The following is a 14,980-nucleotide window of genomic DNA, read 5'->3' as shown; positions in this document are numbered from 1 at the left end:
ACGTCACCGTCAGGCGTCTCGAATTTGACGTACCCGTTCAAGGATTTTTCGCCTCAGGACTGGATGGAGCAGATCCGCCGCCTTTCTTCGCTTTATGCTTTGCAAGCAATCCGTCCAGTTCCGCTATACGGATGCGCTCCGGAGTATCCTTTGCAAGACCTTTCAGCCTGCATTCGGCCCACAGGCTTCGGCGTTCGGACTCCAATGCTTTCTGATACAAGTCGGCCATATTCTGCTCCGCAATTCGGTTGGATGCTCAGCGTCGATACGCTACCCCGAGCGAGTCGTTTCAGGTGATGGGCGTGGGGCTTGCCCCACGCCATCGGCCATCCTGTATGAACCAGCCTCAGCTATTTATTTTCGAGCTTTGCGCGCAGCGTAACGCGCATCGCGCGCAGCCTTCATTTCAGCGGCGCTGGCGGGCTTCAGCCTGGCGGCCTTGAGTGCTGCCGCGGCCTCTGCGGCGGCTTGTTTTTCGGCTTCTGCCGCCAGTTCGGCCGCTTTGCGTTCTGCCTTCTGAGCTTTGGCCAAAGCAGCAGCCTCAGCCTTGGCAGCCCGCTCGACTGCAAGTGCTTGATCCTTGGCTTCGCGCGCGCGGCGCCGCTCCGCCATAATTGCCTCGTCAACGGGCGGCTTGGCTCTCAGCGCATCCAGGGCTTTCTGTTTGGCCAATCCTGCTGCGGCAATACGGTCTTGAAACGAGGGAGCTTTATAAGAGGGCAAAGTTTATCCTTGAACGTTTATATCGACGGCGGACCTCGCGTTGCAGACGCAAGACCGGTTTAGCGGTGAAGGGGGAGCCACTAGCAAAAAATACCCCTGGTCTCAAGATCGTCAGATTGCGGGTAGAGGCACTGTCCGAAATTTCAGTCTGAAGAACGAAACGGCTAAAAACGATCTTTTGGGAGCTTTGTCAGGCCGCCAGCATGTTGCCATAGCCGATGATGATGGTTGCGATGACGAGAAGGCCGACACCGCTCCACACCATCGCGCGCACGCGCGGCGCGGCGTCCTTCCACTCGCGGAAGGCAAAGCCCCAGAGCGTGCCGAAGATGATGATCGAGGCCATGTGCAGCGTCCACGACGAGAAGCCGAAGCGCCCCATCTGGCTTTCGCCCATGGTGTAGAAGAAGAACTGGAAGTACCAGGCGGTACCGCCCAACCCGGCGAGCAGGAAGTTGCGGCCGAGAGGAGGGCGCCCCTCGCCGCGACCGGCGTCCGCGTCCATGTGCATGGCAGTGCCGCCCAGCCACTGGCTTGCCGAGCCGTTGCGGACGATCAGGATCGCGCACCAGATCGCGTTGGTGGCGAGGCCGCCCGCCATGACGAGGCAGAGCGTCGGCAGACCAGTCCAGAGCGGGCCAGTGCCGGCAGCGGCGGAGAGTGCCTTGATCGGCTCGCCCGCGCTCAGCCCGAAAGCGAAGCAGGAGGACATGACGCCGGAGAAGATCGCGACCGCGATACCCTTGCGGAAATTGAACTCGGCCACAGCCTTTGTCTTCTGCGCATCGGAGAGCGCACGGTCCTTGACGGCGCCCGCCATCGCCACCACGACGATGCCGGCCAACGTGACGAGCAGCCCGAGCAGGATCATGTGGCCCGATGTGCTGCCGAGCAGCTTCGCCGCGAAATCGCCTTGAAAGATTGGCGGGATCAGAGTGCCGAACACCGTGCATAGCCCCAGGACCACCGCCATGCCGAGCGACAGGCCGAGATAGCGCATGGTCAGCCCGTAGGTGAGGCCGCCAAAGCCCCACAACATGCCGAAGAACACGCACCAGCCGACGATCCGGCCGGGAATCTGCGCCATCACGCCAATCAGATCATGCGTCTGGACGGAGGCGAAAAACCACGGGGCGACCGCCCAGGAAAAGATCCCGCCGGTGAGCCAGAATATCTCCCAGTTCCATCGCCTGATGCCGCGATAGGGCACGTAGAAGCTCGCCGAGGCAAGGCCGCCCAGCCAGTGGAAAAGAACGCCGAGAAGGGGGTTGGCTGGCATCAGAGGTCAAGCCCCAAGCGATAGATGCGGTTGGCATTGCGGCCGAAGAGATCCCGCCGCTCCTCTTCGGAAAAACCTGCGGCGAAGGCGTGATATGCTTCCAGGTAGCGGTCGAGCGGGGCGAAGAGCTTGTCCGTGGGGCTGTCGCTGGCGAACATGGCACGCGCGGTGCCGAACACGTCTATTGCCTCGCGCAGCAGCGGCGCCACGGCATCCAGCGTCCAGTTCCGATCGATGAAGCCCAGCCCCGAAATCTTGATGGAGACATTGGGGCATGCGGCGAGCGCGCGGATGCCGTGGCGCCAGCGCGCCAGCCCCTCCCGCTCGGACGGGATCGGCATGCCGAGATGGTTGATGATCACCGGCACGTCGGGGTGACGCTGGATCAGCGGCGCGAGGCCCGCCATCTGCGGGGCATAGCATTGCAGGTCGAACGACAGGCCGTGGCGGCCGAGCCGGCCAAAACCGCGCCACCAGTCGTCGTCGAGCGTGACGTCGCTCGGGTTATAGGTGCGCATCGGGTTGACGTGCCAGTTGACGATCTGGCGGATGCCGCGGACGTGGGGATGTGCGGCATGCGCCTCCAGCACGGCATCGATCCCGTCGTCTTGCAAGGCCGCGAAGGCGACGATGCCGTTCGGCATACCCTGCGCCGCAGCGAGGCCTTCGAGCCAGCGCGTCTCGTCGAGCGCCTGATCGGGCACCGCGCCGGCGTCGATATGGACGCAACCGACGACGTTCCAGCGGCCGGCGTCGGCCAGATAGTCGTCGATCAGATAATTCTTCGCGATCGCCTCGGTGCTGCCGTTGGGGCCGGCATCGTCGAACGGCGGCAACAGCCACGGATAGCGAATGTGCGCCAGATCCCAGAGATGGACGTGGGCATCGACGAAGGGAATGGCGTCCAAGCGGCTTCTCCGGTCAGTGGGGGATGCGCCGCCTCTCGGGCGGGCGGTCGCATCCCGCAAAAGTCAGAAGGTCGTGCGTCCACCCGATGTGTCGAAGGTGGCGGCGGTGGTGAAGCTGCACTCCTCCGATGCCATGAAGCAGACCATGGCGGCCGATTCTTCGACTTTGCCCAGCCGGCCCATGGGAATCCTGGAGCGCATGTAATCGACCTGGCTCTGCGGCAGCTGATCGAGGATCGGGCTTTCGAAGGTTGCAGGCGTCAGCGCGTTGGCGATCACGCCCTTGCCGGCCAGTTCCTTGCCCAGCGACTTGGTGAAGCCGATCACGCCCGCCTTCGATGCCGAATAGGCCGAGGCATTGGGATTGCCTTCCTTGCCCGCCACCGAGGCGACGTTGACGATGCGGCCATAGCCGTTCGCCAGCATGTGCGGCACCACCTCGCGGCAGCAGTAGAACAGGCCGTTGAGGTTGATATCGACTACGCGTTGGAAGCTGTCGATGGGGAACTCCCAGACGGGCTGTGTTGCCCCGGTGATGCCCGCCGAGCAGACCAGAATGTCGATATTGCCGAACAGGTCTGCGGTTTCACGCGCGGCGGCCGAAACCGCCTGCGGATCGGCGACGTCGAGCGCGACGGTGTGCGCGGCGCCGACCTCGTCCTTCGCGGCGGCCAGCGTTTCGGCATTGAGATCCCAGAGGGCGACGGTGCCGCCTTCCGCCACGATCCGCTTCGCCACTTCCCTGCCCAGCCCGGAAGCGCCACCGGTCACGATGGCGGTCCGGCCGGCATAGCGCCCCGAGAACAGGGTCATGTCAGCACCTCGTCACCGAGATGACGCCACGCTGCGACCGTCTGGGTCTGGGTGCCGAGCTTCGCGATCGAAAGCGTCATTTCGTCGCCGGGCTTGAGGAAGATCGCGTCCGGTTTCTTGCCCTCGCCCACGCCCGGCGGCGTGCCGGTGATGATCAGGTCGCCGGGGAACAGCGTCACATATTGGCTGAGATAGGCGATGATCTGCTTCACGGTGAAGATCATTGTCTTCGTGTTGCCGGTCTGCATGCGCTGGCCGTTGACGTCGAGGCTCATGTCGAGATCCTGCGGATCGCCGACCTCGTCGGGCGTCACCAGCCAGGGGCCGACCGGGCAGAAGGTGTCGTGGCCCTTGCCCTTGCTCCACTGGGTGCCGCGCTGCTTCTGGTTGAACCGTTCCGACACGTCGTTGGCCAGCACGTAGCCCGCGACATGATCAAGCGCGTCCGCCTCCTCCACGTAGCGGCAGGTCTTGCCGATGATCACGCCCAGTTCGACCTCCCAGTCCCCATGGGTCGAATCCTTCGGCAGCATCACCTCGTCATTGGGGCCGGTGAGCGCCGACAGCGCCTTCATGAAGACGACCGGCTCGGTCGGGATCGGCAGGTTCGATTCGATCGCGTGATCCTCGTAATTGAGGCCGATCGCGACGATCTTGCCGATGCCCTTCAGCGGCACGCCGTAGCGGGGCGTGCCCTGGACCACGGGCAGCTGGTCCGGATGGACCGCCCTGGCGATGGCGAGCGTCGCCGGCGTGATGTCCTCGACGACGTCGGACAGATCGCGGATGTGGCCTTCGGCATCGACGATGCCGGGTTTTTCGGACCCGCGCGGGCCGTAGCGGCAGAGCTTCATGGGAAATCCTCAGTGGGTATAGGGGCGATGAAGGGGGATGTCGCGGTTGAGCTCGACGCCGAAGCCCGGCTTGTCGAGCGCGCCAACCTTGATGCGGCCATTGACCGGGACCGGTTCGCCGAGCAGCTGCGGTGCGAACATCGGCACCACTTCGGTCGGTCCGGGGTGCATCATCAGGAACTCGGCGAAGGGCGAGTTGTGGCGGGTGATGACGAAATGATAGCTGTAGACCGACGATCCGTGCGGGATCATCAGCACACCCTTGCTCTCGGCATAATTGGCGATCTTGATCAGTTCGGTAACGCCGCCGCACCAGCCGACGTCGGGCTGGATGATGTCGCAGCAATCCATGTCCATCAGCATGCGGAAGCCCCAGCGGGTCGCCTCATGCTCTCCGGTGGTGACGAGCAGGCCCCTGGGCGCGTTCTGCTTCAGCGCGGCATAGCCCCAGTAATCGTCTGGTGAGAGCGCCTCCTCGATCCATTTGAGCCCACATTCCTCGTAGGCGCGGTGGGAGAGCCGGGTGGCGTAATCGAGATCGAGGCTCATCCAGCAATCGAGCATCAGCCAGAAATCGTCGCCAACCCGCGCGCGCATCTCGGCCAGTTCGGCGATGTTCTTGTGCAGGCCCTCAATGCCTTCCGCGGGACCGTGGTGGAGTGGGAGCTTGCCGCCGATGAAGCCCATCTCCTTGGCGAGATCGGGCCGCGCTCCGGTGGCGTAGAATTGCAGTTCTTCGCGGACGTTGCCGCCGAGCAGCTTGTAGACCGGCTCGCCGCGCAGTTTGCCGAGCAGATCCCACAAAGCGAGATCGACGCCGGAGATTGCGTTGATCACCAGTCCCTTGCGCCCGTAATATTGGGTCGAGAAGTACATCTGGTCCCAGATCTTCTCATAGTCGGCCGGGTCGCGACCTTCGAGGAAGCGGGCAAGATGCTTTTCGACGATGTAGCAGGCCGGTTCTCCGCCGGTCGTCACCGCGAAGCCGACCGTGCCGTCAGCCGCCTCGATTTCAACCACAAGCGTGCCCAGCACATTGATCCCGAAGCTCTGCCGGCTCTGCCGATATTCGGGATAGCGCGCCATCGGCGTCGCGATGTGATCGTCGATCCAGTGCCCCTCGCCCTGGTCGTGATAGTCGGCCCCGCCGCCGCGCACCACAAAGGCGCGGACATACTTGATCAACGGTAGCGCCACGGAGATCCTCACCCCTATATAGTCAGGCCGCTGCACGACCATGTTGCCAATATATGGAAACGTGTTTTATAGAATGGATATGAGGGCGTCAACATGACCGAAAACAAAAACGAGGAGAGCGGCAGCAGCGTGGGCGCGGGCAGCCAGACGCTTATGCGCGGGCTCGATATTCTGGAGGCGGTGAGCGAGGAGGGTTTGGCGCTGGCCGAACTGTCCGAGCGGATCGGCCTCGCCAAGAGCACGACGTACCGGCTGGCTACGGCTTTGGCCGATCGCGGCTACCTCGCCTACACGCCGCGCGCCGGCTACCGCCTGGGCGCCAAGCTGCTGCAACTGGGCGCAATGGCGCAGGCGCAGATCGACCTCATCCAGGTTGCGCGCGATCATCTCGAGCGCCTTTCGTCCTCGACCGGCGACACCGTGCATATGGGCGTACTGGTCGACGATCAGGCGCTCTACCTCGACAAGGTTCCGGGGCGCCGGCGGATCACCATTTCCAGCCGGGTCGGTGATCGCCAACCGCTCAGCTCCACGGGCCTCGGCAAGGCGCTCATGCTCGATCACCCGCCCGCTTACTGGGCCGAGCGCTTCGATGCCGACCAGAAAAGCGGCTCCCACCCGGTCGATCCCGCGCTGTGGCGCGAGCGGATGGCGGGCTATGTCGAGGCAGGCCGCGCCTTCGACCTCGAGGAGAATGAGGACCAGATACGCTGCGTGGCGGCGCCAATCCGGGACGTCGCCGGCAAGATCGTCGGCGCGATCAGCGTATCCAGCGCCGCGCAATATATGGACGACCAGCGGATGGTGGACCTCGCCACCGAGGTGGTCGACACCGCGAAGGCGATCAGCACCGAACTCGGCTGGTCGCCCCCCAAGACCAGAGGATGATGATGCTTTTGCAGAACAAGGTGCTGCTCGTCACCGGTGGCTCCGCCGGCATCGGGCGGGCGACGGCGATCGAGGCGGCGCGCCACGGCGCCGATGTCGCGATCAACTATCTGGGGCACGACGAAGGCGCCGCGAGCGCGGTGGCGCAGATCGAGGCGCTGGGACGCCGCGCGATTGCCATCGAAGGCGACGTCGCCGATGCGCGCACCGCAACCGATTTCGTCAGCCGAGCGGTGGACGCGCTCGGGCGGGTCGACATATTCGTGTCGAACGCCGGCATCTGCCCGTTCCACGCCTTTCTCGACATGCCTGCCAAGACCTTCGAGCGGACGATGGGCGTCAACCTCCACGGCGCCTTCTACATGGTGCAGGCGGCCGCCAACCAGATGGTGCGACAGGGAGACGGCGGGGCGATCGTCGCGGTCTCGTCGATCTCGGCGCTGGTCGGCGGGGAGATGCAGACCCACTATACCCCCACCAAGGCGGGCATCCACTCGCTGATGCAATCGACCGCGATCGCGCTCGGCAGACATGGCATCCGCTGCAATTCGGTGCTGCCCGGCACGATCCTGACCGACATCAACAAGGACGACCTTGCCGACGCGGAAAAGCGGACGCGCATGGAGGCGCGCATCCCGCTCGGGCGGCTTGGGGCGCCCGAGGATCTCGCCGGTCCGATCGTCTTCCTTGCTTCCGACATGGCGCGCTATGTCACCGGCGCGGCGCTGCTGGTCGATGGCGGCGCGTTCGTGAACCTGCAATGAGCCGGAAGATCCGCACGGCAGCCTCCGCGATCGACTATCGCGAGCTGGCCCGGCGCCGTCTGCCGCCCTTCCTGTTCGAATATATCGACGGCGGTTCCTATGCCGAGGTGACGCTGAAGCGCAACGTCGCGGACCTGGAGGCGATCGCGCTTCGCCAGCGGGTGCTTAACGATGTATCGACGATCGATCTGGCGACCACTCTCTTCGGGCAGAGGCTGGCGCTGCCGGTGGGCCTCGCCCCGATCGGCCTTGCGGGGATGAACGCGCGACGCGGCGAGGTGCAGGCAGCGCGCGCGGCGGAGGCGGCGGGCGTGCCCTTCTGCCTTTCGACCGTCTCGGCCTGCCCGCTGGACGAGGTTGCGGCAGGAACCACGAAGCCCTTCTGGTTCCAGCTCTACATGATCCGCGATCGCGGCTTCATGCGCGAATTGCTGGAGAAGGCGCGAGCGCTCGGTTGCTCGGCGCTGGTCTTCACGGTCGACATGCCGGTGCCGGGATCGCGCTATCGTGACTATCACTCGGGTCTGGCCGGCGCGCCGGGCCTCGGCGGCGCACTGCGGCGCGCGTGGCAGGGCGCGACGCATCCGCGCTGGGCGTGGGACGTCGGCCTCAACGGCCGCCCGCACCAGCTTGGCAACGTCGCGCCGGTGCTCGGCCCCAACACCGGGCTGGAGGATTTCTTCGCCTGGATGCGCAACAATTTCGATCCCTCGGTATCGTGGCGCGATCTCGACTTCATCCGCCAGACCTGGGACGGACCGCTGATCATCAAGGGCATCCTCGACGTCGAGGATGCGAAGGCCGCCGCCGCGATCGGCGCCGACGGGATCGTGGTCTCCAACCATGGCGGCCGCCAGCTCGATGGCGTGCTGTCGAGTGCCCGCGCGCTTCCGCCGATCGCCGATGCGGTGCGCGACCGGCTGGCCGTGCTGGCGGACGGCGGTATCCGATCCGGCCTCGATGTCGTGCGGATGCTCGCGCTCGGCGCCGATGCGGTGCTGTTGGGGCGAGCCTGGGTCTACGCGCTTTCCGCCGCCGGGCAGGCGGGCGTTGCCCACGTCCTGCGCCAGGTCGAGGCCGAGATGCGGGTGGCGATGGCGCTGACCGGGTGCACGGACATCTCCTCCATCGATCGGTCACGCCTGGCAAATCAATTCTCACATAATGGAATGATAGAATAATTTTTGAGAATTATGTTGACATCTGCCGTCAACCCCCGCATCCCGAGGCTCAGGCAGCAATGCGACTGTCATCGAGTCTCAGGTGAGGCCGGGGAGGATTGAAGGCTATGATCCGCTGACCTGATTGCTGGCGCCTCGAAATGCGCCGCCCGATTTTCAACAGATAACGAGGTTCGTCTCGCCGGGATGCGGCCACCGCCGTCGCCGGCCGGCGTGGCGTGCCCGCAAGAGGGGAATGATATGAAGACGATCCAGGGACTCGCCCTGCTGCTGGCGGGATCCGCCTTGTGCTCGACCCAGGCTGTTTTTGCACAGACCGCGCCAGATACGCCCGCGCCCGTCGCGGACACTGCCGGCGCGGATGCGGCCGGATCGACGCTCGCGCCTGCGGCGGACGATGGCCAGACACAAGCGTCTTCGCAGGATATTGTCGTCACCGGCACCTTGATACGCGGCGTGGCGAAACCCACCGGCTCCAACCTTCTCACCGTGAGCAGTGCCGCAATTCGGTCGACCGGCAGCAGTGCGGCAATCGACGTCCTCAACCAGACGGTGCCACAGCTTCCGACGCTGAACAGCGTCTCTTCCGGTTCGGCGAGCTTCGCCACACCCGTGGCCAAGATTGCGCTGCGCGGCTTCGGAAACACAAATGGCAATTCTTCCGGCCAGACAGCGACCCTGGTTCTTTTCAACGGCCATCGGATCGTGCCTGTCGGCGTTCTTTCCACCGACCCCGATCCCAATCTGATTCCGGCCGACGCACTCGAAACCGTCCAGGTCCTGCCGGACGGCGGGTCGGCGACATACGGTTCTGATGCGATTGGCGGCGTGGTCAACTTCGTCGCGAAGAAGCGCTTCGACGGCCTTCAGATGCACTACCAGCATCAGTTCGGTCAGGATTATCACGAGAACGACGTAACGCTGACTGCGGGCACTCACTGGTCGACAGGCTCTGTTCTGATCAGTGCCGCCTATGCGGCTCACGACGCGATCTTCGGCAAGGACCGCGACTACATCACGTCTGACTTCACGAGCCACGGAGGTTCGGATCTGCGCACCACGTCGTGCGGCTACGGCAATTTCACCGTCAACGGCACGGTGTACACTGCTCCGAATTTCCAAAGTGTCCCGTCCGTTCCGCGTTGCGATCAGACCGACTATACGAGCCTCACTCCGGTCGAGCGTCGTGTCAATGTCTTCGCCTACCTCGAACAGGAAATCACCCCTTCGCTCAAGTTTTCTGTCGACGGCATCTACGGTCTCAGAACTGACAAGGTCTATACCGATATCGCGTCTATTCCTTCGTCAATCACCATCGACGCAAGCAATTCCTACTTCAGGCCAGTGAACGGCGAGACGTCGCAGACGGTTAGCTACAACTACTCCAGAGGGCTGGGAAATGCCCGCGTTTCGCCCCAGCGATTTGAACAGTATCAGGTCGATCCAAGTCTGACCTGGACGATCAATGATCGTTGGCAACTGCGCGGTGATTTCCTGTACGGCCATAGCACGGCTACCATCCACGACCGGACCGGCTTGAACGGATCGGCCATCACGGCGACGAATTTCAATCCTTACGACACGTCGCAGACCCCGTCTGATGTGCTGGCAAATCTGGCGGATCACGAGATTTACACGCGCGGCGTAAACAAGATCGTCAGCGGCCAGATCGTTGCCAACGGAACGTTGTTCTCCCTCCCGGGCGGTGATGTGAAGCTGGCTGTTGGCGGCGAAGTTCGCCGGCAATCGCTGTTCAACTCTACCGTGACCGGTGCGATCGGCGATCGGTCCGGCCTGGCGAGCTACGACGCCACGCGGACTGTCAAGGCTGGCTTTGCGGAGCTGTTTGTGCCTGTTGTCGGACGCGAGAATGCGGTGCCGTTTATCAACGCGCTGTCGCTCGACGCCGCCGTCCGATATGACCACTATAGCGACTTTGGCGGAACGACGAACCCCCGCTTCGGTATCGACTATAAGCCGTTCGAGGATCTGACGCTTCGTGGCGTCTACCAGACGACGTTCGTTGCACCCAGCCTTGCCGACTCAGGAAACAAGATCGATACGCGCCTGCAGGTCCTGACTTTGGCGCCCCAAACCTATCTGGCCTTTATCGCCGGCGCGGGCCAGGGCTTGAAGCCGCAGACCGGTCGAAATTACTCGATCGGTGGCGATTATAGCCCGCATGCGATCCGTGGGCTGAAGCTGGGCCTGACATATTGGAACACGAAGATCGACAATCTCGTTTCACTTTCGCTCGGGGCATATGGATTCCCGGGGGCCCTCAGCACCGCCTATAATCTATGCGGCGCCGCTTCGCCCGTCCAGCAGTGCAGCGAGGCCTATATAAGCAGCATTCAGCCGCTCTGGCTGAGACTCGACAATGGCGGTGCTCCGAACATCCAGTCTGTCGCCGACCTGTTCAAGCCGGGAAGTAACATCATCGGCGTGGTGGACGCACGACGGGCTAATTTCGGCAGCGAAAAGCTGGACGGATTTGATTTCAATGTTTCCTACAATACCGATGTTTCATTCGGCACGATTTATGGACAAATCGCCGGAACTTACATCCTGAACAAGAAGATCTCGGCCACCGCCGGCGGGGCGTATCAGGATTATCTCGCAAGCACGGTCGTGAATGGCCAGACTCCCAAATATAACATTGTCGGTTCGCTCGGCGCCACCAGCGGCCCGGTGACCGCAAGCCTGACTATTCGGCGCAACGGTGGGTATCATGTGCTCGACGGCATCTCGCCCGGCCAAAGCCATGTTCGCGGCTATACTGTGACGGACGTGTTCGTCGGTTATAATCTCAATGCGATCGGCTTCATGAAAGGAGCGGATATCGGGGTCACGGTGCAGAACCTGTTTGACGCCGATCCGCCTTATTATGGTGCGTCCGTCTCGGCGGGTGCCCTTTCCGGTTATGCAAACGGAGGTACGCTCGGTCGGATTGTCAGCCTGTCCCTTCGCGGACGGTTCTGACGGTCGAATAGGGAGGAGAGGATGGGGCGGCGGGTCACTCAAGGCGCTTTTGCAGCGGCCTGCGGCCTCTTTGCAATGGCATCGGCAAACGGCCAAAGCCAGCCGGCGCCATCGGACAAGCTTAGGGCGGGCTTCGAAGACCCGCCACATGAGGCGCGCCCGCAGGTCTGGTGGCACTGGATGAGCGGGAACGTCACGCAAGAGGGCGCGCTCCTCGATCTACAGTGGCTGCACGACGTGGGCATCGGCGGAGTCCACGCTTTTGCCGGTGGCCGGCTGGAGCCCACTGTCGTCGATCATCCTGCTCCCTTCATGAGCGTTACGTGGAGGACAGCTTTTCGCGCCGCCGTGGATAAGGCGCATGCGGATGGGATGGACGTGACGATAGCCGGTTCGCCTGGTTGGAGTGAGACGGGCGGGCCCTGGGTGCAACCCGCTGACGGCATGAAGAAATATGTTTGGGCGACGAAGATCGTCGAGGGTGGCCATCGCATAAAAACCGACTTGCCGTCCCTCCCGACCGCGACCGGACCATTTGCTTCCGTGCCTCGAGACCCAGGCTTTTCCTTACCCGGCGATCCGAAAACACCGGATCCGATTGCATCGGGGCCCGGTCCCGTCATCGCCTTTCCTCTGCCGGCGGAGGAGGCTGCGGCTCCTTCCTATACGTCGAGCGCCGGCTCCGCCGAGGCCCTGGCGACCGCAGCGGCCGACTTATCGTCAGACTTTGCGTTACCTATGTCGACGGATGGCAGCGCCTACGTCGATGTGCGTTACGCCAAACCCGTGGAAATGCAGGCGCTCACGCTGGCCATGAGCACGCGGCCTGCGATCGACATCCTGGTCAGCCGCGATGGCAAGACCTTCGATCTGGTGCGGCACGTTCCCCAAGACGAGGCCGAGCATCCGTCGCGACAGCAGACATTTGCCTTCAAACCTGCGACAGGCCTGGTGTTCAGGATCCGCTTCGGTGCGCCCAAGCCCTGGCGCGTGCTTCCGGGTCTGCCAAGAGGTCTGGTCCCTCCTCCTGGACCGGTCATCTTCCACCTTCAGCGCGTGACGTATAGTGCCGCGCCGCGGATCGATGGCTTCGAAGCCAAGGCCGGATTTCAATCCATAGTCGACCAGGCGACCCTGGAATCCGCCGCAAAATCGGCGGGATTGTCACCGACATCGGTCATCGATCTTGAACGCTATGTCACCGGCGAAGGGGCTTTGGACTGGACGCCGCCTCCAGGGCGTTGGATGATCCTCCGCTTCGGCTGGTCGTTGACGGGACAGACCAACGGACCCGCCGAACCGGTCGCGACCGGGCTGGAAGTCGACAAGCTCGATGCAAAAGCCGTCGACCGCTATGTCGATGGGCTCTTCAGCCTGTACAGCGAACGTATCGGCGTCAATCTCGGTCCTGCGGCAGTCAATGGCCTGCTTACCGATAGCTGGGAGGCGGGAGTCCAGAACTGGACACCCGCCTTGTTGCAGGAGTTCCGCAAACGGCGAGGCTATGATCCCTTGCCGTGGCTTCCTGCCCTGGCGGGTTACGTAGTGGGCAGTTCCGAACGTAGCGACGCATTTCTTGCTGACTTCCGCCAGACGCTGAAAGATCTTCTGATCTCCAGTCACTATGATGTCCTGGCCGATGCTGCTCACAAACGCGGCATGACCTACTATACGGAGGTCCAGGGCGACACGCCCCGCGCCATCGTCGATGCCATGACGGCGAAATCCCGATCCGACATACCGACGGGTGAGTTTTGGTATCGGCCGTTCGCGACGGTTGCCGGGCAGCCTTCGCTCGTAGCCGATCTCCAGGAGGCGGCGTCGGCTGCGCACGTCTACGGAAAGCCCCTGGTGGCCGCGGAAGCGCTGACGGTTGCGGCAGGCAACGATCCATGGGCTTTCTCTCCGGCGATGATGAAGCCCGTCGCCGACCAAATCTTCGCGCGAGGCGTCAATCGCATTCTCCTTCACGAGTCACACCTCCAACCGTTCCCGGATCGCAAGCCGGGCCTCGCGCTTGGCTTTTTCGGACAATATTTCAATCGGAACGAAACATGGGCGGGAATGGCCCGCCCGTTCGTCGATTATCTGGCGCGAACGTCGCACCTGCTACAGCAGGGTCGCTTCGTGGCGGACGTCGCTTATTTCTACGGGGAGGAGGACGGGCCGACGCGTCAGTTCGAGCTTGCTCCGAACAAGGACGTGCCCCCCGGGTATGCCTTCGATTATATCAACCCCGAGGCTCTTCTCGACAAACTGTCGGTGCGCGACGGCAAGATCGTCACCCAGAAGGGCATGCAATATCAGGTGCTTTACATCCCTCAAACCGTTCATCGGCTGTCCCTGCCGGTCGTCGAGAAGCTTGGCGCGCTGGTGCGTGCCGGGGCGACTTTGGTTGCGATGCGTCCGAAGGGCGGCATCGGCCTGAACGACGAAGGTGCCGCTTATTGGAAGGCAGTAGATCTGCTTTGGGGACATGATGGGGAGGTTCGCCAGCTCGGTCAGGGTATGGTCTATGCCCAAAGCTCTCTGGCCGATGTCCTGCGAACCAGGCGGATAGCACCTGATGTGGACGATAACGGCGCGCAGCTGTTGTTCCTGCACAGGCGTGCGTCAGACAGCGACATCTATTTCCTGTCGAACCAGTCCTCGGCAGACATCAATCCGCAGGTCGCGTTTCGTGTAGATGGCCGGATCCCGCAATGGTGGTCTCCCGAGGATGGCAAGGCCCGGGATCTGTCGTTCAGGCGGTCCGGAGGCAGAACGGTCGTCGATCTGAAGCTCGACCCCCAACAGGCGGGATTTGTCGTCTTCAAAGGTCGGACGGACAAGCTGTCCCGGACCGTCGCCGGCCCGCGCGTCGCGGCAACGATGACGCTCGACCGCGGCTGGAGCATCCGGTTCGAGAATGGCTGGGGTGGGCCGCCGGGACGTCAATCCTTCAAATTGGGTGACTGGTCCAAATCCACCGAACCGTCGATACGCTATTTCTCGGGCGTGGCGGCCTATGACACGATGATCGACGTGCCGGGCAAGATGATCGGTACAGGGCGCCATATGGTTCTCGATCTCGGCAACGTCCGGGATCTTGCTCAGGTTGAAATCAACGGCCGCGCCGTAAGCATCAGTTGGCATGCCCCTTATCGCGTGGACGTGACGGGCTTCCTGAAGGCGGGGTCCAACCGGATCGTCGTCAGGGTTGCCAACCTCTGGGTCAACCGCCTGATCGGCGACAAGCAACCGGGTGCCAAGCCCTTTGCTTATGCGCCCGCGTCAACGTACCAGGCCGACAGCAAACTTCTTCCATCGGGGCTCATCGGTCCTGTTCGCCTTACAGCCATGGACCCGGCGGACTGACGTGATTGGCGATCGCTCTTCAGAGCCCCTTCTG

12 protein-coding genes are annotated in these 14,980 nt (G+C 63.0%); 5 read left to right on the top strand and 7 right to left on the bottom strand.

From position 1 onward, the window contains the following. Positions 1-37 precede the first annotated feature (37 nt). The 7 genes from MRBLMA1_RS10850 to rhmD all read right to left on the bottom strand — a co-directional run bounded on the left by MRBLMA1_RS10850 (position 38) and on the right by rhmD (position 5,816). Entirely contained in the window at positions 38-229 is a 192-nt protein-coding gene (locus MRBLMA1_RS10850; protein WP_363736742.1) for a hypothetical protein, read from the bottom strand. Between the two features lie 125 nt (positions 230-354). Beyond that, entirely contained in the window at positions 355-723 is a 369-nt protein-coding gene (locus tag MRBLMA1_RS10845) for a DUF6481 family protein (protein ID WP_363736740.1), read from the bottom strand. 190 nt (positions 724-913) lie between these two features. Continuing rightward, positions 914-2,002: an L-rhamnose/proton symporter RhaT gene (gene rhaT, locus MRBLMA1_RS10840; protein ID WP_363736738.1), complete on the bottom strand. Its 1,089-nt coding sequence runs from the start codon at positions 2,000-2,002 to the stop codon at positions 914-916. Then, positions 2,002-2,910, bottom strand: coding sequence for an amidohydrolase family protein (locus MRBLMA1_RS10835; protein ID WP_363736736.1), 909 nt, complete (start codon positions 2,908-2,910; stop codon positions 2,002-2,004). Before MRBLMA1_RS10835 ends, rhaT begins: the two co-directional genes overlap by 1 nt. 63 nt (positions 2,911-2,973) lie before the next feature. Continuing rightward, on the bottom strand, positions 2,974-3,723 hold the full coding sequence (locus MRBLMA1_RS10830) for an SDR family NAD(P)-dependent oxidoreductase (protein ID WP_363736734.1): 750 nt from the start codon (positions 3,721-3,723) through the stop codon (positions 2,974-2,976). After that, positions 3,720-4,577, bottom strand: a complete 858-nt coding sequence (locus MRBLMA1_RS10825; RefSeq protein ID WP_363736732.1) for a fumarylacetoacetate hydrolase family protein — start codon at positions 4,575-4,577, stop codon at positions 3,720-3,722. Before MRBLMA1_RS10825 ends, MRBLMA1_RS10830 begins: the two co-directional genes overlap by 4 nt. Positions 4,578-4,586: 9 nt before the next feature. Further along, positions 4,587-5,816, bottom strand: coding sequence for an L-rhamnonate dehydratase (rhmD, locus tag MRBLMA1_RS10820; protein ID WP_363736730.1), 1,230 nt, complete (start codon positions 5,814-5,816; stop codon positions 4,587-4,589). A 51-nt stretch (positions 5,817-5,867) separates the two neighbouring features. Between rhmD and MRBLMA1_RS10815 the strand changes: the two genes are divergently transcribed. The 5 genes from MRBLMA1_RS10815 (at position 5,868) to MRBLMA1_RS10795 (ending at position 14,946) form a co-directional block, all read left to right on the top strand. Continuing rightward, complete coding sequence (locus MRBLMA1_RS10815; protein ID WP_363736728.1) at positions 5,868-6,662, top strand: IclR family transcriptional regulator; 795 nt, start codon at positions 5,868-5,870, stop codon at positions 6,660-6,662. Further along, positions 6,662-7,426, top strand: coding sequence for an SDR family NAD(P)-dependent oxidoreductase (locus MRBLMA1_RS10810; RefSeq protein WP_363736898.1), 765 nt, complete (start codon positions 6,662-6,664; stop codon positions 7,424-7,426). Before MRBLMA1_RS10815 ends, MRBLMA1_RS10810 begins: the two co-directional genes overlap by 1 nt. Beyond that, positions 7,423-8,607, top strand: coding sequence for an FMN-dependent L-lactate dehydrogenase LldD (gene lldD / locus MRBLMA1_RS10805; RefSeq protein ID WP_363736727.1), 1,185 nt, complete (start codon positions 7,423-7,425; stop codon positions 8,605-8,607). The genes MRBLMA1_RS10810 and lldD overlap by 4 nt, the downstream gene beginning before the upstream one ends. A 240-nt stretch (positions 8,608-8,847) precedes the next feature. After that, a complete protein-coding gene (locus MRBLMA1_RS10800; protein ID WP_363736725.1) occupies positions 8,848-11,589 on the top strand; it encodes a TonB-dependent receptor plug domain-containing protein in 2,742 nt (913 codons plus the stop codon). Positions 11,590-11,610: 21 nt separating this feature from the next. After that, positions 11,611-14,946 carry a glycosyl hydrolase gene (locus MRBLMA1_RS10795; RefSeq protein ID WP_363736723.1) on the top strand — a complete coding sequence of 1,112 codons (3,336 nt, stop codon included), beginning with the start codon at positions 11,611-11,613 and terminating at the stop codon, positions 14,944-14,946. Positions 14,947-14,980 lie beyond the last annotated feature (34 nt).

The organism is Sphingobium sp. LMA1-1-1.1, assembly GCF_040676365.1.
GTDB lineage: Bacteria > Pseudomonadota > Alphaproteobacteria > Sphingomonadales > Sphingomonadaceae > Sphingobium.
This window is presented reverse-complemented; position numbering and strand designations above follow the sequence as displayed.